The organism is Pedobacter sp. MC2016-15, assembly GCF_026239695.1.
In the GTDB taxonomy this organism is placed as follows: domain Bacteria; phylum Bacteroidota; class Bacteroidia; order Sphingobacteriales; family Sphingobacteriaceae; genus Pedobacter.
Genome location: NZ_JAPIVS010000014.1, coordinates 1 through 2198, shown reverse-complemented (window position 1 = coordinate 2198; position 2198 = coordinate 1). Strand labels below are relative to the sequence as shown.

Sequence of the window (2198 nt, the reverse complement as noted above, 5' to 3'; positions counted from 1 at the left end):
TTAAGCCAGGGTGATGGTGGAGAATAACGGAGTCGAACCGTTGACCTCCTGCGTGCAAGGCAGGCGCTCTAGCCAGCTGAGCTAATCCCCCTTAAGATTATTACTTAATGTAGTCCCGAGCAGATTTGAACTGCTGACCCCTACATTATCAGTGTAGTGCTCTAACCAACTGAGCTACGGGACTAGGTACCTTTTTTCAGTTGAAGAACACCGCTATGATGTTTTCATCCTATGGGTTGTCTTTTGAGATTTCATCGTCATTTATATCATTTACGCAGAACAGGCAGTTAGTCTTGCTCCAGAAAGGAGGTATTCCAGCCGCACCTTCCGGTACGGCTACCTTGTTACGACTTAGCCCCAGTTATCGGTTTTACCCTAGGACGCTCCTTGCGGTTACATACTTTAGGTACCCCCAACTTCCATGGCTTGACGGGCGGTGTGTACAAGGCCCGGGAACGTATTCACCGTATCATTGCTGATATACGATTACTAGCGAATCCAACTTCAAGAGGTCGAGTTGCAGACCTCTATCCGAACTGTGAATGGCTTTTGGAGATTTGCTTGCTGTTGCCAGCTTGCTGCCCTCTGTACCATCCATTGTAGCACGTGTGTAGCCCCGGACGTAAGGGCCATGATGACTTGACGTCGTCCCCTCCTTCCTCTCTGTTTGCACAGGCAGTCTGTTTAGAGTCCCCACCATAACGTGCTGGCAACTAAACATAGGGGTTGCGCTCGTTGCGGGACTTAACCCAACACCTCACGGCACGAGCTGACGACAGCCATGCAGCACCTAGTTTCGTGTGATTGCTCACTCATCTATCTCTAAATGATTCACTAACTTTCAAGCCCGGGTAAGGTTCCTCGCGTATCATCGAATTAAACCACATGCTCCTCCGCTTGTGCGGGCCCCCGTCAATTCCTTTGAGTTTCAATCTTGCGACCGTACTCCCCAGGTGGAATACTTAACGCTTTCGCTTAGCCGCTAACTGTGTATCGCTAACAGCGAGTATTCATCGTTTAGGGCGTGGACTACCAGGGTATCTAATCCTGTTTGATCCCCACGCTTTCGTGCCTCAGCGTCAATTAAACCATAGTAAGCTGCCTTCGCAATCGGTGTTCTGTGACATATCTATGCATTTCACCGCTACTTGTCACATTCCGCCTACCTCTAGTCCATTCAAGCTCTTCAGTATCAAGGGCACTGCGATAGTTGAGCTACCGTCTTTCACCCCTGACTTAAAAAGCCGCCTACGCACCCTTTAAACCCAATAAATCCGGATAACGCTTGGATCCTCCGTATTACCGCGGCTGCTGGCACGGAGTTAGCCGATCCTTATTCCTTCGGTACATTCAGCTACTTACACGTAAGTAGGTTTATTCCCGAATAAAAGCAGTTTACGACCCAGAGGGCTGTCTTCCTGCACGCGGCATGGCTGGTTCAGAGTTGCCTCCATTGACCAATATTCCTTACTGCTGCCTCCCGTAGGAGTCTGGTCCGTGTCTCAGTACCAGTGTGGGGGGTCATCCTCTCAGATCCCCTAGACATCGTCGCCTTGGTGGGCCGTTACCCCGCCAACTAGCTAATGTCACGCATGCCCATCTTAATCCTATAAATATTTGATCATTGTACAATGCTGTACTGTGATTTTATGCGGTGTTAATCCGAATTTCTTCGGGCTATCCCCCTGATTAAGGTAGGTTGCATACGCGTTACGCACCCGTGCGCCACTTTCGAAGAGAGCAAGCCCTCTTCTATCGTTCGACTTGCATGTATTAGGCCTGCCGCTAGCGTTCATCCTGAGCCAGGATCAAACTCTCCATTGTAAAATGTTGTGTTTGAACGCTGACCATTCTTAACTTAAAATTTGTAAAAATAATCTGTTCTTATTTGTCTGACAGATCTAACTTGAAAAACCATTGCGGTCCATGTACTTTGAACTCGTACTGGTTTATCCCGCTCTGCGTTTTATAAATGACATCTCTTTAATGAACTTCTCGGCACGTACCTCGCGGCGGCCTTCTATATGTTGCAATGATTTGCTGCCTTTCCCCAGGTCTAAATGTTCCTGAGTCAATTTCACATTTCATCGTTTCAATCTTGTTATTCGTTTCCCGGCATCCGCCGTTCTACGTTTCCCCTTTTTGTTGGGACTGCAAAGGTAGGAATCTTTTTCAATTTACAAAACTTTTTATTTTTT

At 47.7% G+C, this 2198-nt stretch carries 2 tRNA genes and 1 rRNA gene; all 3 read right to left on the bottom strand.

Annotated elements, in window-relative coordinates:
- Nucleotides 1-14: 14 nt before the first annotated feature.
- The 3 genes from OQY15_RS22355 to OQY15_RS22345 all read right to left on the bottom strand — a co-directional run bounded on the left by OQY15_RS22355 (nucleotide 15) and on the right by OQY15_RS22345 (nucleotide 1824).
- Nucleotides 15-91: transfer RNA gene (locus tag OQY15_RS22355), tRNA-Ala, on the bottom strand.
- A 19-nt stretch (nucleotides 92-110) separates the two neighbouring features.
- A tRNA-Ile gene (locus OQY15_RS22350) sits at nucleotides 111-184 on the bottom strand.
- A 118-nt stretch (nucleotides 185-302) separates the two neighbouring features.
- A 16S ribosomal RNA gene (locus tag OQY15_RS22345) occupies nucleotides 303-1824 on the bottom strand.
- Between the last annotated feature and the right edge of the window lie 374 nt (nucleotides 1825-2198).